This window comes from Microcoleus sp. B9-D4 (assembly GCF_036705105.1).
Classification (GTDB): domain Bacteria; phylum Cyanobacteriota; class Cyanobacteriia; order Cyanobacteriales; family Microcoleaceae; genus Microcoleus.
On the sequence record NZ_JAUBTS010000007.1, the window covers coordinates 45,322 to 71,961 of the forward strand.

Here is a 26,640-nt window from a genome sequence, read left to right on the forward strand (position 1 = left end):
TATTTACAATCCATGAACAGATTATTAGAACAACTAGACTCTATCCAAGCAATTGTCGATACAGTCAATCCCTCCCAGATAGAAAATGAGCCTCAAGAAGTAGCCAGAGTTTATAATCTATATGCCACCACCTATAACCCAATTGAACCCGTAAAAACTCTAAAAGACCATTTGATTGAGGAAATTGGTAAGGGTAAACCTGTTACTGGCTACCTTAGTGCCGACTATGGGTATGGTAAGACAGCAACACTAATTTATTTATGGCAGCAGTGTCAGGATCATAAGATAATGGCGGTGCCACCTTTCAAGTTTAAAGAGCTGGGAGATTTGATGGTTGCCACTTATGGCTGGATAAAAACGCGCCTCAAACCAGAATTTCTTCCTCAGATTGAGGTACTGTATCGCAAATATGGCTTGAAGTCTCAGCAAAATATAGCAGCAGACATAGCGCTTAAGTACAAGTTATCTGAAGAGAAAGCTTTAAAAATTATTCAACAATTAAATACTGACACCACAAATACTGATAATGTTTTGAATTTTTGGCAGGAGACAGTTTTTCTCCTCCGACAAGCAGGTTTTGCAGGTTTAGCAATATTTGCGGATGAAAGCCAAGAATTTTTGCGAACAGAAGAAGGTGCTAGCGTTCGCATCCAGATTTTGAGCGATTTAGTTAAAGGAATGCGAGCTTTGGGTTCTACGCCTGTTGCATTAATTCTAAGTATGCCGACTACTCCGACTGAATCAGCTATTGAAGAACAAGCTGGTGATATTATTCACCGTATGAAGGAACAGAAAGTATCTCTTAGATTAGCTGGTGCGTACAGCTCTGAGTTCCCAGCAAAACTGTGGAATTATTTGTGTACTAATTTTCTGGAAGACAAGGCGCAGCAAAATCACTTGGCACATCCAGCAACAATTGAAAGTTTAGGGCAATTATGCGATCGACAAAACTTCAGCAATGGCCCTCGCACCGTCATTGAAGTATTTAAACGCATCATCCATTTTGCTCCAAATAATCAGCGTCCCTATACTCCTTTAGATTTGATTCAGGATTATCTAGAAGGACAAGTACAGTTATATGGCACGGAACAACACAAAATTAGCAATACTATCAAAACCTTGGAGCCGTTGATCTCCTTTCCAAAACACCCCAAAGGACGAGAGGTAATCAAGCTACTCGCTGGTTTCCCCTCAGGCCTTTCTGAAAGTGTAGCTAAACAATTTCAACTCTTAAAGGAGTTGAAAAAACTAGCAGAAGATGACAATTTTTACGGGCTGCACATTATACAGCCGACTGAGCGCACTTTTGCTTTAGTCGCCCTTCTTCAGACAAGCATTCCCACAGTTGTAGATAAAATTCTAAATCGATTTCGTCAGCAATGGTTTGGAGAGTGGAACGATACTCAAAAAGAAGAGATGGCTACAACGATTTTCAAGTCGGAAATTATTTCTTTACTCTTCCCACTTTCTAGAACTGGTCAGAAAGCCAATTGGTCTTGGCGTTATAAAGGGGAGTGGAAGCAGGATAGATTCGGAGTTTTTAATTTATTAGAAGGGGCTCCAGAAAAATATAATGCGGATTTTCCTAAGCGTTCTCTTGTTATCAGTGTCGGGAGTAAAGAATCTGGTTTAATGAGGTTTCAATCCCCAGAAGAAACTCACTTAGATTGGCGGTTTTACTTTAACTATGAGCGAAAAGCAACCGTCGTTCCACAAGTTTTAACTGCGATCACCGGAACTAATCAAGTAGACTTCCATCTTCAGTTAGGTCGAAGTTTTGAAGGCGAATATCCCACATCATTCGGCTTACTCCGCAAAGTCATGGCTTCCGAACAATGTTCTGTTTGTACGCTGCTGAGTTTGTCTCATTATATTCAAGACTGGCTCTCAAAAAATCCTGAAGTCAGTAAAGCCGATCGCTCTAGATTAGAACACCATCGCCAAGAGTGTCACCAGTATGCCATGCGATTGCTGTTTCCGGCGATTTCGCCTCAAACTTGGGAAATTGGGGGCCTCAAGGGGGTAAATGGCTCAGACAGTAAACTTATCGAATCAGTGTTCTATCAAAAATGTAAAGCCTTATTTACCGATTATAAGTCTTTCTATAATAGTCTGAACCCGACGTTACGTAAATATAAGTTCCTCTTGGAAAAAATACCTTTATCTGTTCGCAAAGGTCGTCAGTTATATCAAGTTTCCAAAGAAGAATTTGAAAAATTGTTTGAAATGGGGAGTTCTAGCCTACCCAGTGTTTTAGCGGTTTTCAAACAACATGGCTTGATGAGTGGGGAAAAAATTGCCAAGCGGAAAGAAGGAAATTCCCAAATTAAATTTACAGAACATCCTTTGGAATCGTTTATTAAAGAGAAACTGCAATCACAAGGCAGAACACAAACAGTTGAGACGGCGTGGGGACAGCAAGATGTTAAAGCATTAGAGTATTCAAAGTTATGGAAAGCAGTTAAACTGCTTGGCTATCTTGAAGACGAGTTCCAAGAAGCTCTTGAATGGTTGCAGCGGCGACGCTACATAGAGTGGGCGCGTTCAACGGATATTATCCGCGAAGCCAGTTTGGAATTAGAGCCAGAGGAGTTAAATGGTCAATTAAAAGAACTCCGCGTTCGGGTTTCTTCGTTACTTGAAAGTTTTGATGAGACGATTTTACGTGAAATCAATGAAAAGATAAATGAGGAGGAAAAAATTCTTGATGCTAACCATGAGTCAGAGGTAGCTCTCGACCAAGTTCATAGAAATATCCAAGCCGAACGGGAGCTTCTAGAAAATTTTTGCATTGAGAGGCGCTCAACCCTGCAAAAAGAACTGCGTGGAATTAAACTCAGGCTAGAAAAATTTACCTTAGACTTGAATGCTTCTAAAATTAGTCAAATGATTGAGAGTGATAGCGGCCTAGAATCTTGTCTCAATGACTACCGGATAATTTTGGAAAGGCAAGTAAATCAGCTAGATAAAGATTGCCAAAGCCTAGCTAGTTCGCTTAAAGTAAATGAAACTGATATACTTGCATTGCATCATCAGCTAAAGCATTGTCAGCAGTTTTGGCTAACTTGCGAACCCACTAAATTAAGGCTTGAGGAGTTGGTAGATGGTTTAGAGAAGTGGCGGATTATTCTAAATCGAGCACAGATGTTACGAGAGAATTTGAATAAAGACCCAGTTCGCTTGATGCGTTACGATGATGACTTTGTTGACCGGGTTGTTAAGCATTTTAGCAACAATCAGCTTGAGAGTTTTAGACAGTACGATTTACTGCAACAACCTTTGGTTGAACTTGAAGAGGAAATTAATGGTGAACAGCGCTCGCGTCGAGAGGCTTTCGAGCAAATGCTTAGTCGTTACGAAGTCTTACTGGATCTAATTTCAATTAATGAATCTCCTTTGAAAAATCGATGCAAATTTGATGATGAAGACCGGGATGGATCTTACCACATTATGAAAGGAGTTGTGTGGGAAAATTTGCAAAAATTCTGCGAAGGTTTGGTTTCAGAATGGGAGCAATTGGAGCGTGATTTTTCCTTTATTTCCCAAGAACGCGACCACGATATGACAGAGTTTTTGAGTCAACTCACTGATTTAAAAACACAGCTATCATTACAAAGAGAACAGTTGCCATCTGCGATCGACAGCTTAGCCAACCTTGAAGAACAGATAAACGAACTCAAATCTATTTTTGAACGCGGTCAGGTTCTTCAGAATAAATTGAAAGAAATTCATTTTAAAAGAGATGAAAGCCTTCTGGAGGAAGAAAGACAGCTTTTAAATGCCATTAGCTCTGACAACAGTGCGATCGCCATTAGCCAACTTCGTCAAAATTTGCCACATAATCAGGAGGTATGGGAACTCTTAAAGACTTTGTACAAAAAGGGACATCTAGAGATTATGCTTCGCCGTCGGGATTAATCTTTAAAGAGTGAGGACTCCAGCTCATTTGTTAACAGACTGCTCGCGATCAGCCTCTTCCGGCAGATGGTGTTTCTACCACTTCTGTTCGCTCCAGGTTGCGTTAGCAAAGCTTACCGAGGATCTGAGGTCTATGAGTTCTCCTCTCAAGGCGAGACCATAACGCTTTAACCAATTGCCTATTCGCCAGATTTGGTGATAACCTTGAGAAGGTAAGCTGCCTTCAGGAGGTCTTAACCCGTATAGCAGAGAGCAGTAAAATATTGTGACCTTAGTGTTTACTGCAATAGACTCAACCTTTTACTTATACGCTTAAAGGTACTATGTCCAAGATAATTCCAGTTTTTTACTTACCAAAAGAGTATTATGAACAGGACATGAGGGTACTGGCGGAAGGGCTTGTAGCTAATAACGGTCAGATATTAAAGGCTGCATTGTCTTGGTTGGAAGGTAAGCTAGTTACTCATAAGGCACATAAAGGAAAGCCAGTAGGAACCCCCATGTCTGCTACAACTATAAAAAACTATTTAGCTGGTTTTTATGTTCTCGATATTTATAAATTAGATGGTCAGTTATATTCAGAAACTACGCCTGAAAAAACCAGAGCATCAATTTCGGTTCAGTCTAAAATAGAAGTTATCAAGCCCTTAGAGACTCTGGCTAAAAAGTCTTCTTCTCTTGAAGTTTTTAATGAAAATTTAACTCAAATTTGTTCTCAATATTCCCCAATGGTTAAAACTTACAGTAACGATAGATTTTTACTGTGTGAAAAGTATCAATTATCAGAAAACCCTGAACTTGCTAAACTTCAAGAGTTATTAATACAACATTGTGGCTATAGCTATGTTGGTAATCCAGGGGTGGGTTATCTCGATCTGTTTTATAGACACAAGATACAAATTGACAATTACTTAAACCTTTTAGACTTTATTTTAAAAAATTATCGCGATATTGCCCAGAAAAGTCTGGGTCTAGTTCCAGTTGCTCAGATTCGTGATAGAATTATGACGCAAGGATCAGATTATACGGAAGAACACTTTAAAAAACATCTGATTCAGTTGCAACTGACTCACCGCATCGAATTAAGGACAACCAAGTCTCAGCTTGCCCGTAATATGGGAATTGAGTGTATTGACATTCGAGGAGTCAATTACGGATTTATCAAACTTCTAGAACCTGCTATTGCTGTCTAAGTATGTCCTATCAAGATGTTAAGGGAAACCTTGTACCGCCTGCTCTAAATCCCTACGTGGCTTCTGGCTCTGCTATGTCAGTATTAGAGCAGAACTATGAATTTACAATTGTTCATACAAAGTTTATTGACAATCTCCTGGAAGAGGTTAGACAATCACTCAATATAAAGAGACCAATAAAACTATTTTTTGTTGGAGATTATGGATATGGCAAGACAACTTTATTAAATCTTATAGCCAAAGAATTTCATGATAGACAAGGCATTTGCATACCCATTAAATTCTCTGAGATAGTTACGCCTATTGCAGCGTCCAGCCAGCCAGATAAGCACTTTGAGAGTCTTCTGGGAGCTATTTTTACCAAGATGTATAACGTTTTGATTAGAGAAGGATGTTTGACTAAACAAGATGAAGTATTATTCGAGAAGATAGAGTTTATCGATTTATTTGAAGTTTTTTTGGAAATGCTGAATCGAACGCAGAAACAGAATATATTAATTGCTTTTGATGAAGTAGAGCTCCTCTTTTCCAACCTAGAACTAAAACTTTCATATTTTATGACTTTTTTGCATGGGTTGTCCGAAAAATTTTCAACCAGACCGGGTTGGGGATTGTGTATAAGTGTCACTCAAGAATACTACAGTCAAATTATTTCAGAAGCTAAACAGTTACAAGAGGCTAGGTTTAACTTTAAAATTATAACTCCTCTACCTTTCTCCGAAGTGAAAGAATATATAGAAACAAAAAACAGTTCAGTTACTTTGAGAACAACTGATAAAATTTATCCTTTTGAAGAAGAAGTAATTGATTTTATTACAGTAGTCTCTGGAGGGGTTCCAAGATATGTAGAAACTATTGGCCAATTGCTTTGGGCAGAAGCAGAACCCCACCACACTTTGGTTAGTATTGAAACTGCTAGAAGAATTTTCAGTAATACTTATCGAGTTTACGCCTTATCATATTTCTCAGAGTTACGGGACAGTTTCAAGTTTTCGGAAGAATCGGAGGCTTTTTTGAATATTCTCTTTTTTAGCGGTGGGAGAAGGCAGTCTATTCCAGAGCTTTTGAAATTGAAGGATGCTTGTTCAATTTCATATTTTTATGGACTGTCCGATGAAAAAGCTGATTATAGGTTGAATAGAGCACGTGTAGAACTTAAAAATAAGTTAGGATCTGAGTATTTAGAAGTGTTTGGGCAAAGACCATATAGGTACACCCTCACTAGCTTAATTTTCCAAGATATCTTCCGTTCCCGTGAAAGAATTTAATAAGAAAAAGCGTCGAATATATGACCCAAAAAGATTTTAATCAGTACCTCAACTTAAAGGGAGATAATATAACGAAGGAAATTCAATTATTGCGAAGAAAACTGTCAGATATAATGAACCCCTATAGAAGACCTATATCTTCTATTTTACCAGAAGAACGCCAGGTAGAAAATTCTTTATTATTTGACGATATAGATATTGAGGCTTGCTATGAGAGGTTTGATAGTTGGGATGGTTCTTTGTCAAAGAAAAAAATTCGGGATTGGATTAATCAGTTTGAAACAACTCTAGACCAAAACATAGCATATTTACTCCTGAGTAAGTTTCAGTTTTTCTCCAAAACTCATATTGAATCAGCTAGTCAAAATTTACAGAAAAAGTTACTTGACTTACTTCTGACAAAAGAGAATCTTTGCAAAGCTTTTCGTGACGATCCTAAAGTTGCTTTGAAAGGTAATGAAGCTGAATTTAAAAAATGGTTGAGAAATAAAATTATTAGATATGCTGAATTACCTTCACCGCCGAATACATCAGTGGAAAGTCAATACGGCCTTTGGGGAATTTATGAAAGGTCGGCTTTGACGGCAACTAGCGTTCCTGATGGCAAAAAAATTAGACCTCTGAGCAAGTATTTTCAAGCAGGTACAGAAAACTATGAAACATCAGTTTTTGTGTTTATGGACTATACTAACGGTTCTGGTAATCAACTCGCCAAATGTATTAGAGAAATCAATAAGCTACTCAAACAATATCCTGCATATCAACAGTCATTGTTTATCTTTATGTATGTAGTTCAGGCTACATCATTCAACTTAGCTAGTATAGAATTTGCTTCTGAGAACAGTGAGACTATCTATTATGAATCGATGCTCGACTATAAAAGCCAAGAAATTACGGATATTCTCGACAGCCACCAAATTTCTAAATCAGAATATGATGATTTCATAGAAAAATATTGCCTGCGTGCTTCTGGAACATCATCCGTAGGCTATCGTGAGTCGGGAGCCTTAACCTGCCATCATTATAGTTGTCCCAATAATACATTACCTTTTTTTCATAAACCCAGTACAAATTGGGAACCGCTTTTTAGAAACAGTCAAACACCAAGCGCCACTCGCTATAAGCAAAAATGATTTGCTAGACAAAAATCTACGCACAATCTCCCGGTCGCCGGAGAACCATAAATGGGTTGGCAGGCTCGACCTGATAACCAGGATACTGCGATCGCGCGCTCGCCACCGCTGCAATCCACTCTGGATGGTCATCATTCCATAAAGGATGTCGAATCATTTTGATTGTCCGCCGTCGAGCATTCTGGTGCACGTAGCCAGTGAGAGTCTCAAACTGCACTGGTGCACCATAACCCAAGCGTTGAAGTGCGGCTGGAATTGGAACTTGCACTAAGTTGAGCCAAGGATTCTGAATATTGCCCCAAGAAGAGTTGAGATCGATCGCCGACGCAGGATTAGACACCAATCGTGCCATATCTAAAGCCAGTCGCCAATCCAATAACCCGTGATAAGCCAGATTTTGATAGTCCCGCAAACACAAATTGCAGGAAGTATCACAATCACTTCCGTGCTCGTGAGGAGTCGTCCATTTCCAGGCAATGCTGTTTGAAATTGTTGGATCTGCCCGATCCATCAGTCGTTGAAACTCATTCGGTTGGGCGAGAAATTGGCAATATCCAGCTCCATTTTCCAATTGATCGCAAAGAAAAGCTTGACCTATAATCGCTCCATTCTGCTCTAATGAACGAAAACCCGCCTGCAACTCCAGTGCATCCACATCGAGAAGAGAAGCAGCCGCTACCCGCAGCCAAAACGCGAAAGAATACCAAGCAGCACGACCTTCAACTGTAGTTGGATTGGCAAATATGCCATTAGGCCATTCCTGAATATTTACTAATAGGATATCTGTTTTACGTCGAGATAGTAGAGCTACCCGATAAACCGCTCCAGATGTACTAACCGAACTGTTTTGCTTAGATACAGCATAAGCTCCTGATTTATGTCGATTATCAATCCTAACTCTTTCGTAGAAGTCAAACCCTCCAGTGCCACCATTATCATTAACCGAAATGATATTGTCATTGAATGCAGATACAGAAGCATTAAGGACAGATGCAGGCGTGCCATTATTTGCAGGCGTGCCATCATTCGGAGGGATACTCAAAGAAGGTCGTGTCGATCGCGGTTGCCACTCAAATTGCCCATCAAAGTCCTCTGGTTGCAAGTCTGTAAAAAATGCCTTGGGTTCCCTGGCATCAATGTAACGCATCGCATCATTTACACCACAAACTGGACATTGAGTTGTTGGCGATCGCTGACCGCCAGGGAGTGGTTCATTTAAGGTTATGTACGGGTAGATTACCGCTTGACAGTTACTACAAAGTCCGAGAGATTCGTTGCCCTGAGTGAGTGCTGGGACTAAGCCTGGTGCGGTCGCAATTGTGTTGCCTTGAGGATACAATTCAACCACACCACAAGCAGTGTGAACCGCCTTATCTTTGACAGTCTCAGATCCTGGTGCAAATTGGCTGATAGCCACATCAAGGTTGCGATCGACTATTCCCGTCTCTGGTGGCCATTGAGCGCCCGGTGAGGGCCAGCGCGTGTAAAGCAAACGCACCCGCGTTGGAAAACCAAACATCGGTAATAACCCCGCATTTGCCAAACGTTCGCTCAGCGCATTCTGAGTGTATGTAGGGTCATTTACAACATTTTGAATGGCATTTATCAGGTTTTGGCGGAGATAATTCAACATTTGAGAATTACTAGCATTCGATAATGTTGTTTGCACCCGCAAAATATCCAAAACTGACAAAATCTTCGGTTCATTGGCTGGATTGTTTAACCAATTGGCGATCGCTACTTCATAATTAGCCCAATTAGCAACATCACCAAACTCACCGTGTACGTTGTCAGTCCCACCTAAAGACGCAGTGATTCCTGTGTCTGTGAAAGCTTGCCTTAACACTTCTTTGATGAGGACGCGCTGGAAAATTTCTTGACTCTTCATCTCAACGTAGGGCGGTGGCGGCGGATCGCCTGTGATGCTTTCAGGACGCTGGAAGTAAAAGTCATCGTGACTTCGGCCTCGACAGAAGGTAACAGCTAATGAAACTCCCGCAGAACGTCTGCCAGCACGACCAACTCGTTGCTGATAATTAAATCGGCGGGGCGGCATATTTGCCATCATTACTGCTAGCAATGCACCAATATCTACCCCCGCTTCCATTGTCGTTGTGACGCTCAATAAGTCGATACCCTGAACCCGCAGAATTTCTTGATTGATAGGGATGTCTTGAAATAACTCCTGGCGCCTAGTTCGCTCTTTTTTGTCAGTTTGACCCGTTAATTCCTCTGCATTCATGCGGAACGGCTGACCTGATTGCTCTGAAAGATAGGTATAGTAATCAAAGTCGCTTGTTGTCTGTCCTGGTGTCAGATGAATTGTGGAAGTATTCGGATTGTCAAAACGGCGATCGCTGTTACATTCGGGGCAAACTCCAGCAGCAGGTTGAATAAAGAAAGCATTGCATTGCGGACAACGGAATCCCGGACGCGAACCATCAGAATTTGCCGGGGGTGGTAAAACGAGATAGAGGCGATCGGGATCGAGTATAAATCGTTGACTTTGAGATTGATTTGAAGGTTGGATTGGAATGACTTGTTGTAACTGATGCTGCACGTCGCTTAGTTCAAGGCCCGTTCTACTAATGTACCGTTGAGCAAACTTAGGCAAATCTGAATTATTGTCGAGACGGACATGGGGAAAATAGCGATGTAATTTCCGAATTCCTAATTGTCGAATCACTGCTTCAGTTGCTTCAATCAACGGAGTTCGGTTTCCTTGATATTGATAGCTAACCCAACCCTGTGCCAGTCCTTCAATAGTCCGAGCAATGTGGGGGAAAAGAGCATACATCAACTCTTCAGTTAAGAGAGCTTCCAACAGGTCAGCATGAGCTCTCTGTTCCTGGGTGCCGGGAATAACTCGTGCGATTGGATTAGCATTCCAGTTGTAGCAATCAAACCAAGGAAACCTTTCTACTCCCCTTCCCTGTCCGACTGTATAGGTCATAGTCCGAAAGCTGGGTCTGCCCGGACAAATGCCATAATTGAGAAGGCCATCTCGAATCTTATCCCGCAAATTCAGAAGAGGAATTCCCCCTGGGTAGCGCTCTAGTAATCCTAGCCATTCGTCACGAGCCTGCTGATTACTTGAGGGCAAATCATCAATCCAGTCTCTTGCTTCATTTACCAAAGCCTGATTAGTATTGCGAAATCGGTTGCGCCGAACCATATCATCAGGCTGCGGATTCGCAACAACAGCAGTGTAAAGATCTGGGTTCAATGCCTGCAACCTAGTAAGTGCTGTCTGGTTATTTGCAGAAGTAATGCGGAGGAAGCCTACAAAGTCATTCCAATAATCTTGAAAAGACTGAATCAGCAACATCCGCGCCATGTCGCGATAATGATCGCGCTCCATCCCTGCAGCTAGCTTGGCGGCATCTTGACGGCTGTCGGAAAATATGACCAGCTTGCGAGACGATCGACTGGTGGGGCTTATTGGTGCTGGCATTTCTCTCAGAAGTCCACTGGCAAGCACTTGGCAAGCTTTCTGAAATCCGGTGCGGTGGAAACGCAGGGGAGTAGGAAATTTGTCTCGTCTTCCGTAGTCAGCATCACAGCGAGGACATTTACTTGGCAATGCTCGTTCTTCTGGATGATTGCCTGTCACTTGATAGAGCCACCCTGGTATTTCTTCATCTACTTGTGGTTGAGTGCTATTCTGCGTAAGTGCGCCTGTAGTCCGATTTAACTTGGCACGAACCCATCGGCGTTTTATTTTATCAAGCGTCCATTCTGGGTCTTGTGGCTGCGTATCCCAAACAGGTGTCTCTCCAGGCAAAGGCCAAAAAACTCTATAATTTCCGTAGCGTTGATTGAGAGTAATACGGTCAGGGATTCCCTCTAAATCGGGTTGATCGGGTGTAAGAATTTCTACATTTGTGTTTCCTATTCGTTGAGTAGTTTTGTTGTAGCCTCCAAGAAAAACCTCTCCACACACTTCACAAATAATTAAGTCCAAAACACGAGAACCACAGGAGCAGCTAAGGCGATGAGTGGCATGAATTGCACCAACAGTCGGAGGATTCGGAGTGTTCTGCCTTATATTTCGATCGACTGGTGAATGGGTACAGTTAGGATTACAGCAAGCCCATAAGTTTTGCAGGTTGCGGAAGAATAGATGACCGCGTACAGGTTGAGGCGATCGCCCCGTACTCACTCGTTGAGACATTCCCAGTCCTAGAAGTAGCCCCCGCATCGCATCAGATACCAACCCATTACTCGCAGCACCAGAGAAAATTTGACGGTCTAAATCTGTTGGATCATTTAAGTGTTCTGCATCTATAACTTTCGTAGCCCTCACTGTAGGGTTAGGATTACTTGGATTAAGCAGACGATCGACTTCGCGACAAGCATCTCTCAGTACATCTGCTGCGCCTAAAGTAGCCAGTGCTTCTCCAAGATGTTGTTCCGCACTTAGTCCAGATCCTGCCGGTTGTCCAAGCTGCATAGCCAAATTAGACATAGCATTCCGCACTTGATTAGATGCTGAATTTGGCGGTTGCATTTCCTGCAATGGGTCAGCTTGTACTGACTGAGCAAACTGGGCAAAAGCATTTTGATAGGCCGAAAGATTGAATCTTGCCCCTGGTGTTGGTGGGGTTTGTTGTCCTGTGATGAAGTCAAAATTATCGCGGCCAAAAAACTCACGCAAAAAGTCTCTGCCCTGTTGATTTGGCTCAAGGCTAGCTGTAGTCGTCAAAATCCGTAGTTGTGGCGAGTCTGGTGTCAATCCCAAACGCGAATACAACAATCGCAGAATATAAGCAACCTCTGTCCCCGGCGTACCGCGATAAGCATGAAGTTCATCAATAATTAGGAAAAATTGGTTGTCGGGATTGTCAGCAAGCCAGTCACAAGTAGCATCAAAAATATTGTTCTCAATACTCCGCATCATCATAATGTTGAGCATCGAGTAATTAGTAATTAGAATATCCGGCGGACTATCTTGCATATCCCACCGAGACCACATTTCACCGCCATCAAGTAGCGGTTTGTAGTAAGGCAAATCGGGCATATCCTGAAGCCAAGACGGATTGTTTTGGATATCCGTATCTCTCTGTCGGCGCTGCTGTTCTAGTTCCCTTAATTCATTTTTCAGTCGTCTGATACTATCGTCTTTCTGTATGCCTGAAACTGGTGTTTGTCCGGTGTAGCGTCCAAAGGTAATTCTATTTCCCCCTCTGTTTTGATTTAACCACTGGTGTACTGATGGCGCTTCTAGCGCTTTTCTCAGCCGTCGCAACTGGTCTTCAACTAGCGCGTTAAGAGGATAGAGAATCAAGGCACGGAGGGCTTTTGGTCGGGGTGTATGCGCCCATTGAGAGATACGGTCGCCATTAGAATTTACATTGTTATCCCACCAACGATGATTTGATGGCGGTTGGCGATTAGCCCCCCAAGTTTGGGATTCCCTTGCTAACTGTGCCAAAAGCGGTAAGAGGAAACATTCGGTTTTACCGGAACCCGTACCAGTAGTCACGACTAAATCTCGCTGGTTAACCAACACTTCCCGCAGGCTTTCCCATTGGTGTTGGTAAAGCTGGACTCCCGGATCGAAAATCATTTGCCCAAGTTGTGCCAAATTGTGGTATTCGGAGGGCAGTTGATTGGCTGCGGCTGACAAATTCATCCCCGATGATGGATAAATCGGGACAGGCTCAACTAAGGGAGGCTGACTCAAGATACCTGGTTGCTGGAGGAGGCGATCGCGTTCATCAGCCAAAGCGCGGTAACGCAGGGGAAAGGCACTTTTGATATATAGCTGATAAATGCGATCAAGTCTTTGATATGCGCCAACTAAGTCATGCACTGGCAGGTACCTCTTCGCACTTTACATTAAGTTTATCAGTTAGCAGAGAAATTACTTCCATCGGCACGTTCTCGTAGAGCAACCAGGATTTTTGATAAGTTGGGAGTTGTCCAGATGCTAGCACTAGCGCACGTTCGTAAATTTCAGGCCAACGCTGGGAGACAGGTATTGCTAAACGCCAGCTAGCGCGATCGTAACGTGCAATACATTCAAAGCCACTGTGCTGCAATGCTAAAAATCGTAGACCATACCAGTCGCCCTGTCGCCAACTAGCGCTTTCTTGGTCATAAAAGAGTGTATAGCCAGGACGATCGCTCTCCTCTATCCTCCACATCTGGTACATACCTGTTTGATTGGGAGAGATACAGCTAATAAAATCATTACCATCAAAGCGCTTCCACTCGTATATACTCGGCACAATTCCCTGCAAGCTTCTGAGATTCTGCTTCCAAATGTCAAGATTTGGTATAATTTCAGCAAGTCGGCTCGATACTTCCCCAGCGTAAAGGATAGAAAACTGGCTTGTAATTATATTAAAGTCACTCAAATTGAGACGAATGCAAGGCGGTGCGTCTCTTCTTGATTGATGACTGGAAATTATATCTGTATATTTTTCCAACTCCTTCAGCAACTTGATGCTGCGTTGACCGCAAAGAAGAAATTCTGGAGAGTCTGATTTAATCTTAACGAGGGCTGTAGGAGCCATAGACCATCGTGTACCGTCTGAAGAAGACTCAATATGCCCAAGCAACCTAAGCCTCCGTAAAATGCGTTTTGGTTCCTCAAGTCTCAGAGTATCGCAGGCTTTTTTGAAGGATTCCCACGTTCCGCTACCAAGGGTAGATAGCCAGTAGAGAAGGTGTTCGTAACGCTGGGAAAGTGCCTCAATATCTGGTGACGATTGATTGATAGGCGATGAGGCGCTCGCCTCAAATGGGTTATCATAGGTAACTTTCTCTACAGGCTGATAAGGAATAGGGTTCGTGTAATCGTAAACTTCATGGGCTGCCCCAACCATAGATTTTATTTGTTCATAGGTGAAGCTCTTATTGCCGGGAACTGCCGAAGTTTTAAAACAGGGAAATTTGAGCAAATTAGAGTTTACAATTTCTTGAGGTATTTCTCCTAGGGTACTACTTTCAATTGCTAGAAAAAAATAAAAGCTTTTTCTAGAAGTAGCTCCTTTTTCCAGTCGCAGAAGTGGCACATATTGACTGATATTTTGGTGTTGTATGTGTTTGGAAACTTCCTGGATAAGTTGTTTTGGGTTCCCTTTGTATGAAAATCCTCTGTACCAACGTTGAATTTTGGTCATTTTACTTTTGAATTTATTTAACTTTATTGAGCCAATGACTGAAGGACGCTGCCACAAATATTATGACTTGAACCGATCGGCATCACTTCACAACTTGATGGTTCTACTATTGACAGACCACTCCAATCAACAATTCTGACAAAGCGCTCGCTAGATTCACCTCCACAAGTAGCTTTTACGAGATAGTCACCTACACTAGGAAAGTTAACTACAATGGGAATATTTGTACTTTGCTGTAACTTTTCCCAAATTTGGGAATCATCCGATAATCGAGTTACTTGTAACTCAACTGTGGGATGGAAACCAAAGATAGTTACTAGAGGGCTATGTCCCTCTAGCCATGCACCCAATTGAGGTACGCGCAAACCACCTGAAAAGCTAATAGATAAACGGACACTGGGTTGCAAAGCATCTTTAAGTTCTTGACTTTTGATAAAGACTGCATCCCAAGCTTGGGAAACAACCATGCAGGTGTGAATTTCAAACCAGGTAGAATTTTTAAATACTGGTTGTGCTCCACCCTGCCATTTCAATAGCTGCTCATCTTGCAACCGTTGAATATCTGAGAGCAGTTCTTTTTTGTAGAGTAGGATAAATGGCGTACCGAGGGATGGCGTTCCCCAAGAAGCATAGGCTCCTGAATCTGGGTTATCGGGATCTGGAATTAATATCCAAAAGTTACGCTCGGGCAAAATTAGGGAATCCAGGTCTGTAGAACAACTAATTTGGTATCTTGCACCGCGATCCAATTCATTCATATTTATTGGATTTTTTAGAGGGAAATACCATCCAGCGCGTTCGTCCCGAAGCTGGTGAACGTTATCTCTGTACTGAACTTGTACCGATTCTACTGGTCGCCCTTTTAGCTGTTTCGGGTAGAGATAGTAATCAATCTGGCCCAAGAATGGATCTTCAGTGCGATATAAACCTGCAAAAAGGTAGCGGCTCCAGGTGCGTACTCCTTGTTTTAGTGTTACTGGTTTCCCCTCATTTTGCCATTGTTCGTAAACTTCGTGAATTGCTTCGGCAACGGCTTCATAGCGCTGCCTGTTGTCCGTCAGTAACTCTTTTAAGTGTTGGCAAAGCCTCGGCGTCTCGCGGCGGACATGAGTAAATAAAGTTTGGGCATCCCATTGGGCTGTCCATTGCTTTTCGTTAAATATATCTAGAAGTCGGTTTTTATCAGCGTGGCGTAGAAGAGATTGCGAAATTGGATAATTTATATAGGTAGTTGGACCACCGCGACCCCGAACTGCTGAAGGTAAAAATCCCTGTTGCCTTAGCCAAAGATTCCATTCTTTCCATAGCGGTTCTTCAGCAGCGGAACCAGATTCCATGCCCGGTGGACGACGAGCGTCGGACAGACCTAAAATTTTCTGCAATCGCCGGAAGTAGTTTAGTTCTGATATTTTTTCTTCCTCAGCCATCTGATAGGCGGCTAGGACTGTGGCACTGAGAAAGGCAATACTTTTGGGTAAACCGTCAGAATCACACCCTCGCAAGTTGCTCAAATTAACTTGTTGGTCAATGATGACTCTTTTCCTTACGGCAATCAAAAAGTCATCGCGACCGTTGTTGACGCCCGTATCCTTTCCAAATTCTAGACCAATACGCTCGAGTACATCGTCGTCAACGCTTACGTAAAGTTTAGTACCGCGCGGTACGCCACTGGTAAAGTAAGACACTAATGCTTGGTTCCATTCTCTGTAGCTTGCCATTGCTGTTTTCGCTTCTTTGGCTTACCATCTGAGCCGTTTGTTTAAATTATCCCAGGTTTGTGTGACTATTGGTAGTTAATGAGATTCAGCCTGGCGTTGCTGAATACAGGTATAAATTCAAGATTTCGGAATGGGTATAAGCTAAGTAGGGTGAGTTTTGTAACATCAAGCGAAAAGTTGATTCATACCATGAATGAGCAACGCCTAGAAACCATTAACTCGATAGGTTTCGATTACCAGAGTAATCACCAACCCAATACAAATAAAACCCCTCACCTGATTTTATGATTAAAAAGCTCTTCTTACTTCTTGTTTGCTTATTTGTAGTCATGATTGGCTTCGGAGTAAGCCTGCCTGTACTTCCTTTCTACGCCCAACATTTACATATAGCAGTTGTTCCGCGTGAGACGATCGCCATTCACATTACCTTATTAACCAGCATTTACGCCTTCGCTCAGTTAATTACAGCACCGTTTTGGGGGCAATTGTCAGATCGAGTCGGCAGGCGACCCTTAATTTTGATCGGAATTGCCGGTTCCGCGATCGCTCAACTACTATTTGGGTTTGCCTCTTCCCTCGCAATGCTTTATGTTGCTCGAGCAGTCGGTGGGGTTCTAGCCGCTGCGATGCTGCCTGCTGCTGCCGCTTATGTTTCGGATGTAACGACTGAGCGCGATCGCACCCAAGGAATGGCTTGGCTCGGTACAGCAGTGAGTCTTGGAGCAATTGCTGGACCAGCTTTTGGTGGTTTGACAACTCGTGAAGACTTACATTTTACCCTCGGTTTTTTCGATCTCAAAATTGAAAATTATGCTCCTCCCTTTTTTCTAGCTGCGGGTTTGATGTTCTTAACGCTGCTAGTCGCTCTCCGCTGGTTGCCAGAATCGTTACCATCGAGATCCGCAACTGTAGTCCCTCGTCAGCCAGCACTAGATTGGAAAAGGCTGGGTAAACCACTATTACTGCTGTTGGGTTTAGCCACGATCGCCCAGTTTGGACTCACGATGTTTGAAGCCGTTTTTGCATTATATGCTCAAGAAATATTGGGATACGGGCCCGTCCAAACAGGCTTTGTATTTATGATGTGTGGCTCAGTGATGGCAGTCTTTCAAATCATTGCAGTGAGCTTTTTGTCTCGATATATGAATGAGATCGCCCAAGTTGCTCTGGGATTTGCACTCATGGGAAGCGGCATTTTCCTGCTACTAATGGCGCGATCGCTTCCCATTGTGCTGGGAGTTGTCGCTATATTGGCATTCGGTATGGCATTGATTACCCCAAATGTAGCTGCTTTGATTTCAAAACGGGGCGGTCAACACACGGGAACGGTGTTAGGAATTCAAAATGCCGCTAATAGCCTCGGACAAGTTGGGGGATCGATGTTAGGGGGCGTTCTGTTTGCATGGCAGGTAAGCGCCCCTTATAGCTTTGCTGGTGTTTTACTAATGGGAACTGGCTTAATGCTGGGTTGGATGCAGAAACATCAGCATTGATGATTCAGGCACAACACTACCTCACGTCTGGCATCAAGCTTGAGTTAGTGAGAAAAATTCAGGTTCAGGGTTACTGACTAAACTCCCGCTTTGGAACCTCAGAGCGGAACAAAGAAATTGCCGCGACGGTGGCTAACACCTGAACCGCGACAAAAATTCTTAGATTCTTGACTGCTTGTTTGAAGCCTTCTGGGGTGAATAGATTTATATTAGGATGCTGCAACCACCAACAAAGCAGTAAACAGAGCAGTAAAACTGTTAGGGCGACACCGTTTTTCTGATTCCAAAGAACGCCTTGTCTGTTAGTTCTTTTCACAGCATCCTAAATATTTCCCAAAAGGCGATCGCATGGCGATCGCAATAACTGTCTATCTGGAGGGGTTGCTTTGATTTCCTCTCATCCCAGGCATATTGTTCATACCAGGCATATTGTTCATCATATTCTTGCAACAGCTACATCCGCCTTCAGTAGGCTGCTGCGGAGCCTGATTGGTTTGCGCTATTGTTGGAGTAAGACGCTCTTGAGCTACGGGTGCTTCATTGGTAGAGCTAGAAGCTGTAGTTGGGCTAGCAGTCGGGTTGTGAGTGTCTGCAAACGAGGGATTAGCTGTCAAAGCTAACAACGTTAAGCCAGCTATAGTTCCACCGATTACTGTTTTAGCAAGTGTGAGCATACTCATCTTTATCCTCAATTGAGTGATTAATTTCTTAGAACTAAGTCCATACTAAACTCTCCACCAGACTAGAGAGTCAAGGCCTAAATTCAGAAATTCGAGTAAATATGCCTGAAGAATGATGTTGACTTCTCTACTTGACTCTCTACTCGACTAAAGAGTTTAAGATAATAGAACAGAAATTTTGGTAAAGATAATGAAAAAACGGCGTTGCTGATTGACGGTATGAATCAACTTTTCTGGGAAGTTACAAAACTCATTTAAACGCTTTGATTAAAGCCTCAAACTGCACTCGCAGTGACTTATCATGAGGCGAAACGGGCGGGATTTGGCGGTTAATACCTAAAAATTCATAAACTGCCATTTGAGCAACTCGCACCGAATACTCAACCGTGAAGACAACATCATCAGGAATTTCGACAAACTGGCTGATGAAAGCAAGGTTCTTCGAGCTGCGAGGAATCGGCAACGGTCGATCCGTGCCTAAACGAGGCATAAACATACTTGTGATGTACGGCATCCTGCAAGGAATGCAGTTTGCCGATTCCACAGTATCCAGATCGAATCGTAGATGACCGCAGAGTTCTCGCAGAATTTCTTCACCGTTACACTCGCTCATCGGCTTGGGCACAAAATCACCCACGCGATCGGGGAAAAGAGCGTATCCCCAGAAGACCTGTATATCAACAGGTTGATTTATAAAGTGGGGTTGATAGGCGAGCACGATGGACATCAGCCAGTTGGAGTCTTTAAACGTGACAAGCCCACCAGTTCCCGGTTGATTGCTGCTAAATTCAAGCATTTTGTTGAAGAATGCAGGGGTTTTTAGTGTGACTGTAAAAGACTCCCACAGTGACTCGGCAATGCTGTTGTTAAAAGCAGAAGGATTACCGAAATCTGGGCGTTCTGCCGCCAGCTTTTCCCACAAATTCCAACTGTCGCTGTCCTGTTTGGTCAGCTTCTTGGGCGCACTTGTCATAGAACCCAAACTTGAGGCATCAGTCATCGATCCGTTTTGCAGAAAAACCAGGTCGCCGTCTTTAAGCGCGATCGCTTTACTTTCACCCTTCTGCTGATAATGAATGCCTGTCACCACAAACTTGCCTTCTTCGGTGTTGCGATCGAGATCTGTGACCTTGCAATCGACGATGAAATTGACACCTTGATCTGCGAGCCAACTCTGAAGTGGACGAACCAATGAATCGTACTGATTGTAAATGGTTCGCTTCACCCCAGCAAGGGTTTCAATCCGAGAGAATTCGAGCATGAAGCGATGCAAGTAACGGTTGAATTCAACGGCACTGTGCCACGGCTGGAAGGCGAATGTAGTTGCCCACATAAACCAGAATTCAGTCTTGAAGAATTCTGGAGAAAGCCAATCAGTGATACGACTAGCAGCCAATTCGTCTTCATCAGCTTGGCTAAGCTTCAGCAACTCTTGACGATCTTGCATGGAAAAGCCCATTGAACTCACAGGGACTTTTGCTCGGCGGCTGTCAACGAGACGCGCCATAGAATTTGACTTATGCCGTTCATTAAACTCCATAGTTTCGTCAAACACTGTTTTACCGGGCGAACTTAGGGAGGGGATGGACTTGTAAAGATCCCAAGTGCATTCATAATTGTCAGTCGTCAACATCCGTCCCCCCCGCATCGAATAACCGTCTACAGGGTTCCCGGCTCCATCCAAACTCCCGCCCAAGATGGGCTTTACTTCTAGGATAAAAATATTTCTGCCAGGGAGTCCGCCGTCGCGAATTATGAAGGCTGCGGCTGCTAAAGAGCCGATACCACCACCCAACAGATAGGCATTAAATTCCTTGTCCATGTCGATTAATTAGCTCCGCTTTTCGAGATAACCCAACATATGACGGCGAGCCAGATAAAGGATGAATGGTGGTAAAACGATCCACTGAATTACGGCCAGTAAACTCATCCCTAGAATGGGTACTGCCAGCACCGGAACCCCATAGACTTTAGAAACATTAACTCGATAGGTTTCTATTACCAGAGTAATCACCAACCCAATACTGGTAAACAGGAACGCCAGCTTCGAGGTGGGATAAAGCACCCAATTCCGCGAACGAACTAACACACTCACCGCCCAACTACTAAATAGAATGATGACCCCATCGCCGAAGGAGCAGTGAGTCAAATCTTTGATTTTGTCGGCTAAAGAGGGACTTCGGTAGAACTCGTAATAGGGAGCCTGCCAAACTTCGTAAACAAAATTGAGCAAAAAGGCAAAGAGAAACAGGTTGGTTTCTGGTGCCGCTAGAATTTGGACGATTTTCTTGGACACAAACCCTTACTCCTCCAATATATGCAATTAATCATTCAAACGAACGCGACGTAACAACATTGCATTAACTGAAACAACGACCGTCGAAACGCTCATCAATATTGCTCCCAATGCTGGCGTTAATAGAATGCCGAAGGGAGCCCCAATTCCTGCCGCTAAAGGAATTGCAACGACGTTGTACCCAGTTGCCCAAAGCAAGTTCTGAGTCATTTTGTTGTAGGTCGCTTTCGCAAGTTTAAGCGCGTAGGTTGCATCAAGCGGATCGCTTTTAACCAAGATTAAATCAGCCGACTCGATCGCCACATTGGTTCCAGCGCCGATCGCCAGTCCTAAATCCGACTCGGTTAAAGCCGGTGCATCATTGATTCCATCGCCCACAAAGGCGGTTGGCTTCTCAGCTTTGAGCTTACGAATCAATGCAGCTTTATCCTGTGGTAGGACACGAGCATAGTAGCGATCGATCTTCAAATCCCCAGCAACCGCCTTGGCAACGGCTTCGGCATCGCCTGTAATCATGACCACCTGCACGTCCATTTCCTGTAATTTTACAACCGCTTCTCGTGCAGATTCGCGCACTTGATCGGCTAACCCGAATAGGGCGAGAACTTGCTTGTCGTCCATCAGCACGATCGCACTTTCACCACGAGATTCACGTTCTTGTAGTCCTTTTTGCAATGCTGGCGGAAACTGCAATTTCAACTCTTGAACCCATTCGGGTCTGCCAACCCGATAGCGCTGACCGTTTACCACGCCTTCAACGCCCTGACCGGGAACTGCTTTGAAGTCACTGGCTTTTGAAAGCTCGATTTTGCGATGGCTGGCTTCTTCTACGATCGATTGTCCAAGCGGGTGTTCTGATAAAGATTCGAGAGAAGCAGAAATGCCCAAAGCTTTTAACTCATCTATACTATCTGTATAAATTCGTTGCACGCCAAAATGTCCGGTTGTCAATGTCCCCGTCTTATCAAATGCGATTGTTTTAATGTCTTTTGCTCGTTCAAACGCTTCTCGATTTCGTACCAGAATGCCGTTTTTAGCGGACATTGCAGTTGCGTTGACCAGCACTAAGGGGATCGCTAAACCTAACGCATGAGGACAAGCAATCACCAATACAGTAACGGCGCGATTAATTGCAAATGTTAAACCATCTGGTTTAACAGATAGCCAAATGATGAACGCTAGCGTAGCGATCGCGATCGCTGTATAAGTTAGCCAATAGGCCAGTCGATCGGCTAGTGTTTGAAATTTACTTTTAGATGCCTGCGCTTCCTCAACTAAGCGCATAATTTGGCTCAAGGTTGTTTGATCTCCGGTGCGAGTGACTTTGATTGTCAAAGCGCCTTCTCCATTGACCGCTCCGGCGATCGCCTCATCATTGGCTTTTTTGACCACCGGGCGCGACTCCCCAGTGAGAAAAGCTTCGTTGACGTTGGAAGTACCCTCGATGACCTCACCATCAATTGGGACTTGTTCACCGGGACGAATCAGAATTAGATCGCCCTCAACTAATGCGCTTACTTGGACATCTTCTATCTGCCCATTCGCCTGCTTCTTGTGAGCGACAGAAGGCACTAACTTGGCAAGTTCTTGTAGAGCATTGCTGGCTCCCAGCACAGAAGCCATTTCCATCCAGTGACCGAGCAGCATGATATCGACTAAGGTTGCCAGTTCCCAATAGAAAGAATCTCCCGCCAATCCAAGAGTCACTGCCACACTGTAGACAAACGCCACGGTGATTGCTAGAGCAACCAGAGTCATCATGCCAATTTTACTGCGGAGTTCGTAGTAAGCTCCCTTCAGAAAAACCCAGCCACCATAGAAATAAATAATCGTTGAGAAAATGGGAATCACCCAATTCGCACCTGAAAACTGGATGGCTTGATAACTAAACCAATCCTGAAACATGGGCGCAAAATAGAGGACGGGCAGCGTTAGCAAGAGGCAAATAAAGAAGCGTCGTTTGAAAATCTCTGGGCTGTGTCCAGCGTGTTTGTCGTGACCTGCGTGTTGAGCGTGATTAGGCTGTTTACCGTGAGCACTATGATTGCTGTGTGGGTCAGGCAGATTCCTTTCAACTTGCTGTTTGTGTTCGTGGTGCCCAGCGTGTCCCGGCTTGGGTTGGGTTTGTCCATGTTGATGGCGATCGTGGTTCATAAATTAATCCTCCTAATTTAATGTGATGCCCTGGTTGGCAGATTTACAGAGAAGGAAGCTAGGGCGAAATTTTAGAGAGGCGATCGCCGAATTAAAATCAGCCTTCTAAAATAAGTTTGTCCAAATTTTTCGATTTCACTGACTGCTAACTCCATCAGTCGTGCGTCCGCTCATTTCATTCTCGTGAATGCGGTAGATTGCAATCACCTCTGCTCGTCCCCAAGCATCGATCCAGGTTCGATTGATCGCAGGCGAAAGTGTTGGATTCTGCGTTTTGACAAATTGCATCACCCGATCGATGTCTTGCTGCTCAGTGAGGCGTTCAGCGCGACCATTCACAACAACGCTGCGCCAGTGCACCAGATCGTGAACTTCTTCGATCTGTAAGCAAACTTTTGGATTTGCATCCATATACTCAGTCTTCATTCCCACCGTTGTGAAGATATATATTTCTGAGTCTTTGAGGTAATAGTGCATAGGCACAATATATGGATACCCTTCGCCTATGCAGCCGAGGTGTCCATATCCTACTTTATGTAGCAGTTCGTGTATTTCTTTTTGTCCCATTTCATCGATATCTAACATTACTGTTCTCCACTGCTAATTTCAAAATCATCGATCGCTACTAAAACTCTCTGATATACAAAACCTTCCCCAATGCCAGAATGCGCGCGATCGGAGGTAATTGTATGCAACAGTCCTTGCATACCCACTTTGACTGTAAGAAAACAATCTGAGGAACTTATGAGGAGTTAAGAAAAGTTTGAGGTTGAGAATGTTAATAATGAATTAAGACTTCGTTTATTGGAGAATAGCCCTAGAGTCTCCCGCCGAAAAAATACAAGCACACCCAGCAACTTTAGACTGATGCAAGGCTTCGGATGCGGCTTGATAAAGAGAAGGCAAATCCGTTCCATTATCTGGATATTGAGCAATTCCAGCGCTAAATGTGATCCGAAATTGAGTTTGCTCGGGAGCAACAAATTTTCTGTGGTGGAGCGTTGCTAATAATTGAGTGAGTCTTTGAATACCATCTGCCTTAATCATGCTAGATAAGGCAACCACAAATTCATCGCTCTCCCAGCGAGCAACGACTGCATTTTGCCTAAAAGTTTGCCGGAGCAATTGTCCCCACTGACGCATCACCATGTCGCCAGTATTGTACCCGTGACGATCGTTGATCTGTTTGAGATTGTCTAAGTCCAGAACTGCTAGACAGAGCGGCTGCTCCTGTTGATTTGCAAGTTGAAGGTATTTGTTTAAGTCTTGGGTTGACTTATTGCGGTTAGAGAGTTTGGTCAAATAATCTGTCTCAGCAGCATTCTGAAGGAGTTTGATCCGTTCTAGGCGATTGATGATGCGACTGACCAATTCTGGCCCTACGATCGGCTTGCTCACAAAGTCATCTGCACCCACTGAAAACATTTGATTGACGATCGCAGCATCGGTATGCGCCGTCAAAAAAATGATCGGCAAGCGCCCCCAGCGCGAATTGTTGCGGATAATTTTGCAAAGCTCAACGCCACTCACAGCAGGCATTTTCACATCTAAAATTAGCAGATCCGGTGAGCATGATTTCAACGTTTCCCAAAATCGTTGAGGATCGTTCAGCGTTGTTACGCTCAATCCCCAGGGTTCTAGGAACTCCTTCAGAGTTACAAGAATCTGGGGATCAGCATCGACGACCATCACCCGTTGCTTTGCTGTCTCTGCTTGTTGTGCCGCTTGTGCGATCGCTTTCAGCACTTGAGCCGGGGGCAAGGGTTTGTGTAAAAAACTATGTCCGCCGAGTTGGGCAACTTCTAGGCGATCGGTTAATTGATCGTGACTGGTAAAAACTAGAACTGGCACAGAAGGAGTTTGATGACTGAGCTTTGCCAGCAGCCTTAAACTCTCTGTTGTGGGATGAGTAATATCGGGATCGAGTAGCACAACGGTAGGCGCATCCTGCTCAATTTTCGTTTCGGCTTCGGAAAGTGTTGTGGCGATCGCGCTCCGAAATCCCCAGTCCACCGCTTCATTCATCAACTGTTGGGCCAGTTGGCGATCGGGATCGACGATCAATAACAAAGGACGCTCATCCGCAAACAAAGACTCTTCCGGCTCGCTCCCTTTTGTGGTTAAGTCGTTTGATGCGCGGTCAATTTCTGGACGTTTGGATAAGGCGCTGAGGGTTTGTGGTTGAATCGGTTGAGTCGCTTCATGAGACGTGAGTTGAGCCGTCTTGGTTGAATCAGCGATCGCTTCCAAGGGTTTAAGCCGATAACCCAGTCCATAAACCGTTTCAATCAAATCTGTGGGAGCGCCGACCCCTCTAAGTTTCTGTCGTAGCCCTTTAATATGAGTTCTCACGGCATCTTCGCTAGGAGTGTCTCCATAAGCCCAGATTTGATCCAAAATTACGCTGTAGGTAAATACTTGACGACCATTCCGCAAAAAGAACTCTAGGATCGAAAACTCCTTGGGACTCAAGGATAGAAGTTGCCCTGCGTAAGTAACTTCACGACTTGTTGGGTCGAGCCGCAAATTACCCTTCTCCAGCACAGATTGAAAAGTCGTGCCTGTGCGACGCAGCAAGGCTCGAATTCGAGCAATCAATAACTCCTGATCGAGCGGTTTCACCATGTACCCATCGGCACCTGCATCTAGCCCGATCGCTTGATCGTGACCACTGCCTCGCCCTGTTACCACCAGAATTGGCATTTTATAGTCGTGCGCTCTGACTCTACGACAGAGACTTATTCCGTCTAAACGAGGGAGCGTAATATCTATCAGCAGTAAATCATAGTTATAAACAACAATCAGTTCCCAAGCTGCCTCACCATCGTTAGCAACTTCAACCACGTAATTTTGGTTGGAGAGAATGCAAGTAAGTAGGTCGGCAATTGCCTCATCATCTTCTACCACCAAAATTTTCATCAGTCTAACTCCTTTACAGGCTGGTTGCGGTGTCAGGTGAGCGGAATCCTCCAATAATGATGGGAAAGAATGAAATCAGGATGAAATGAATTGCTCATCGCCAAAAAGCTGGAAAAATCTTCCTAAAGACGTAAACCTTGAATCGCTCATAGGTTTCTCATAGTCTGAGCGTAGCTTGAGAGATATAAGAACTTAGTCATCCCCTAACCAAGGTGAAGGGCATAACAATCCGTTCTTCGTTGTGTTGATTCTTTAGGAGCTTAAAACCATGACTACTACTACTACTAAATCTCATCAATCTCTGCTAGAAACCTGCATTCAGAATTGCCTCGACTGTCTTCGTGAGTGTGAGCAATGCGGAACCGCTTGCTTAACCAGTGACATGGTGCAGATGATGGCTCAATGTATTCAGCTATGCCGCGATTGCGCTGATACCTGTGCTCTCTGCGCTCGGTTCATGGCTCGTAATTCTGACCTGCACGCTCAAATGTGTGCGGTTTGTGCAGAAGCGTGCGATCGCTGTGCGACTGAGTGTGAGAAGCACGACCACGATCAGTGTAAAAAGTGCGCTCAAGCCTGCCGTCGTTGTGCTGAATCTTGCCGTCAGATGGCTAAAGCAACAGCATAAAACCTATTTATTTACCGCGTTGGCTGTTGCATGAGCGATCGCGCTCAACCATTATCCTACGCAACAGCCATCAGTGCAGAATCAGTACCCGCTTTAGCTGAGTTTTATCA

General features: G+C 44.0%; 17 protein-coding genes. 6 read left to right on the top strand and 11 right to left on the bottom strand.

Annotated elements, in window-relative coordinates; genetic code table 11:
* Window positions 1–12: 12 nt before the first annotated feature.
* The 4 genes from QUB24_RS06260 to QUB24_RS06275 all read left to right on the top strand — a co-directional run bounded on the left by QUB24_RS06260 (window position 13) and on the right by QUB24_RS06275 (window position 7,512).
* On the top strand, window positions 13–3,918 hold the full coding sequence (locus QUB24_RS06260) for a hypothetical protein (RefSeq protein ID WP_333142809.1): 3,906 nt from the start codon (window positions 13–15) through the stop codon (window positions 3,916–3,918).
* Between the two features lie 323 nt (window positions 3,919–4,241).
* Window positions 4,242–5,111 carry a hypothetical protein gene (locus tag QUB24_RS06265; RefSeq protein ID WP_333142808.1) on the top strand — a complete coding sequence of 290 codons (870 nt, stop codon included), beginning with the start codon at window positions 4,242–4,244 and terminating at the stop codon, window positions 5,109–5,111.
* Between the two features lie 2 nt (window positions 5,112–5,113).
* On the top strand, window positions 5,114–6,379 hold the full coding sequence (locus QUB24_RS06270; RefSeq protein WP_333142807.1) for an ATP-binding protein: 1,266 nt from the start codon (window positions 5,114–5,116) through the stop codon (window positions 6,377–6,379).
* Window positions 6,380–6,399: 20 nt separating this feature from the next.
* Window positions 6,400–7,512, top strand: coding sequence for a phosphoribosyltransferase-like protein (locus tag QUB24_RS06275; RefSeq protein ID WP_333142806.1), 1,113 nt, complete (start codon window positions 6,400–6,402; stop codon window positions 7,510–7,512).
* A 16-nt stretch (window positions 7,513–7,528) separates the two neighbouring features.
* On the opposite strand, the gene QUB24_RS06280 is transcribed toward QUB24_RS06275, so the two are convergent.
* From QUB24_RS06280 to QUB24_RS06290, 3 genes are read right to left on the bottom strand one after another with little or no spacing between them, the layout of a single operon-like run.
* A complete protein-coding gene (locus QUB24_RS06280) occupies window positions 7,529–13,327 on the bottom strand; it encodes a DEAD/DEAH box helicase (protein WP_333142805.1) in 5,799 nt (1,932 codons plus the stop codon).
* Entirely contained in the window at window positions 13,320–14,642 is a 1,323-nt protein-coding gene (locus QUB24_RS06285; RefSeq protein ID WP_333142804.1) for a hypothetical protein, read from the bottom strand. The genes QUB24_RS06280 and QUB24_RS06285 overlap by 8 nt, the downstream gene beginning before the upstream one ends.
* A 23-nt stretch (window positions 14,643–14,665) precedes the next feature.
* Window positions 14,666–16,360 (bottom strand): hypothetical protein, encoded by a 1,695-nt coding sequence (locus tag QUB24_RS06290; RefSeq protein WP_333142803.1) that lies wholly within the window; start codon window positions 16,358–16,360, stop codon window positions 14,666–14,668.
* Window positions 16,361–16,644: 284 nt separating this feature from the next.
* Here QUB24_RS06290 and QUB24_RS06295 point away from each other — a divergent pair, with 284 nt between their 5' ends.
* Window positions 16,645–17,853, top strand: a complete 1,209-nt coding sequence (locus QUB24_RS06295) for an MFS transporter (protein ID WP_333142802.1) — start codon at window positions 16,645–16,647, stop codon at window positions 17,851–17,853.
* Window positions 17,854–17,923: 70 nt separating this feature from the next.
* On the opposite strand, the gene QUB24_RS06300 is transcribed toward QUB24_RS06295, so the two are convergent.
* The 8 genes from QUB24_RS06300 to QUB24_RS06335 all read right to left on the bottom strand — a co-directional run bounded on the left by QUB24_RS06300 (window position 17,924) and on the right by QUB24_RS06335 (window position 25,902).
* A complete protein-coding gene (locus tag QUB24_RS06300; RefSeq protein WP_333142801.1) occupies window positions 17,924–18,169 on the bottom strand; it encodes a hypothetical protein in 246 nt (81 codons plus the stop codon).
* A 52-nt stretch (window positions 18,170–18,221) separates the two neighbouring features.
* Window positions 18,222–18,533, bottom strand: a complete 312-nt coding sequence (locus QUB24_RS06305) for a hypothetical protein (protein WP_333142800.1) — start codon at window positions 18,531–18,533, stop codon at window positions 18,222–18,224.
* A 250-nt stretch (window positions 18,534–18,783) separates the two neighbouring features.
* Window positions 18,784–20,355: an oleate hydratase gene (locus QUB24_RS06310; RefSeq protein WP_333142799.1), complete on the bottom strand. Its 1,572-nt coding sequence runs from the start codon at window positions 20,353–20,355 to the stop codon at window positions 18,784–18,786.
* Window positions 20,356–20,364: 9 nt separating this feature from the next.
* Window positions 20,365–20,829, bottom strand: a complete 465-nt coding sequence (locus QUB24_RS06315; protein WP_333142798.1) for a hypothetical protein — start codon at window positions 20,827–20,829, stop codon at window positions 20,365–20,367.
* A gap of 27 nt (window positions 20,830–20,856) precedes the next feature.
* Complete coding sequence (locus QUB24_RS06320) at window positions 20,857–22,983, bottom strand: heavy metal translocating P-type ATPase (protein ID WP_333142797.1); 2,127 nt, start codon at window positions 22,981–22,983, stop codon at window positions 20,857–20,859.
* Between the two features lie 135 nt (window positions 22,984–23,118).
* The gene (locus QUB24_RS06325) at window positions 23,119–23,568 is read right to left on the bottom strand and encodes a pyridoxamine 5'-phosphate oxidase family protein (protein WP_333142796.1); all 450 of its coding nucleotides are present in this window, start codon (window positions 23,566–23,568) and stop codon (window positions 23,119–23,121) included.
* On the bottom strand, window positions 23,568–23,690 hold the full coding sequence (locus tag QUB24_RS06330) for a hypothetical protein (protein WP_333151715.1): 123 nt from the start codon (window positions 23,688–23,690) through the stop codon (window positions 23,568–23,570). Before QUB24_RS06330 ends, QUB24_RS06325 begins: the two co-directional genes overlap by 1 nt.
* 94 nt (window positions 23,691–23,784) lie before the next feature.
* Entirely contained in the window at window positions 23,785–25,902 is a 2,118-nt protein-coding gene (locus QUB24_RS06335; protein ID WP_333142794.1) for a response regulator, read from the bottom strand.
* A 268-nt stretch (window positions 25,903–26,170) separates the two neighbouring features.
* Here QUB24_RS06335 and QUB24_RS06340 point away from each other — a divergent pair, with 268 nt between their 5' ends.
* Window positions 26,171–26,530 carry a four-helix bundle copper-binding protein gene (locus tag QUB24_RS06340; RefSeq protein ID WP_333142793.1) on the top strand — a complete coding sequence of 120 codons (360 nt, stop codon included), beginning with the start codon at window positions 26,171–26,173 and terminating at the stop codon, window positions 26,528–26,530.
* The last annotated feature ends 110 nt before the right edge of the window (window positions 26,531–26,640 follow it).

Bases quoted from the DNA above. Each gene is read 5' to 3' on its own strand.
- QUB24_RS06260 (WP_333142809.1), top strand. From the start codon at position 13: ATGAACAGATTATTAGAACAACTAGACTCTATCCAAGCAATTGTCGAT.
- QUB24_RS06265 (WP_333142808.1), top strand. From the start codon at position 4,242: ATGTCCAAGATAATTCCAGTTTTTTACTTACCAAAAGAGTATTATGAA.
- QUB24_RS06270 (WP_333142807.1), top strand. From the start codon at position 5,114: ATGTCCTATCAAGATGTTAAGGGAAACCTTGTACCGCCTGCTCTAAAT.
- QUB24_RS06275 (WP_333142806.1), top strand. From the start codon at position 6,400: ATGACCCAAAAAGATTTTAATCAGTACCTCAACTTAAAGGGAGATAAT.
- QUB24_RS06285 (WP_333142804.1), bottom strand. From the start codon at position 14,642: ATGACCAAAATTCAACGTTGGTACAGAGGATTTTCATACAAAGGGAAC.
- QUB24_RS06290 (WP_333142803.1), bottom strand. From the start codon at position 16,360: ATGGCAAGCTACAGAGAATGGAACCAAGCATTAGTGTCTTACTTTACC.
- QUB24_RS06295 (WP_333142802.1), top strand. From the start codon at position 16,645: ATGATTAAAAAGCTCTTCTTACTTCTTGTTTGCTTATTTGTAGTCATG.
- QUB24_RS06305 (WP_333142800.1), bottom strand. From the start codon at position 18,533: ATGAGTATGCTCACACTTGCTAAAACAGTAATCGGTGGAACTATAGCT.
- QUB24_RS06310 (WP_333142799.1), bottom strand. From the start codon at position 20,355: ATGGACAAGGAATTTAATGCCTATCTGTTGGGTGGTGGTATCGGCTCT.
- QUB24_RS06320 (WP_333142797.1), bottom strand. From the start codon at position 22,983: ATGAACCACGATCGCCATCAACATGGACAAACCCAACCCAAGCCGGGA.
- QUB24_RS06325 (WP_333142796.1), bottom strand. From the start codon at position 23,568: ATGTTAGATATCGATGAAATGGGACAAAAAGAAATACACGAACTGCTA.
- QUB24_RS06330 (WP_333151715.1), bottom strand. From the start codon at position 23,690: ATGCAAGGACTGTTGCATACAATTACCTCCGATCGCGCGCATTCTGGC.
- QUB24_RS06335 (WP_333142794.1), bottom strand. From the start codon at position 25,902: ATGAAAATTTTGGTGGTAGAAGATGATGAGGCAATTGCCGACCTACTT.
- QUB24_RS06340 (WP_333142793.1), top strand. From the start codon at position 26,171: ATGACTACTACTACTACTAAATCTCATCAATCTCTGCTAGAAACCTGC.